1 protein-coding gene is annotated in these 334 nt (G+C 39.2%); it reads right to left on the bottom strand.

Features of this window, described 5'->3' with window-relative positions:
• Nucleotides 1–129 (bottom strand): hypothetical protein (locus SB775_RS28240; RefSeq protein WP_410864476.1); only part of this gene is annotated, 129 nt, incomplete at its 3' end.
• Nucleotides 130–334: the final 205 nt, after the last annotated feature.

The following is a 334-nucleotide window of genomic DNA, read 5'->3' on the forward strand; positions in this document are numbered from 1 at the left end:
TATCAGCTTAACTGCCTTTGGCAGATTTCTTTCTCTATATGCTTTTAGACCTTTATGAAAAAAGTAATGCCCATCTTGGAATAGCTGGACGACTTGTGTGTGATGATTTTGAGAAGTGTATTTACTCACCGATACCCTCCATTTCGAACAGTGTACCGTGTGTAGTATAACATACTTCACGAGTCGTCACATAGAACAAAAGAAAAGGAAGGATTTGTTTTTCACTCAAATGCAAAAAGCCAGGAGTGTCCCCGGCTTTTCATTCACCTTGATGACGCTTTTTCAATACCTTTAATACATCATCTAGCGGCAATTGCTGCTCACGTAATAACAC

The sequence above is a fragment of the Peribacillus sp. SIMBA_075 genome (assembly GCF_046534585.1).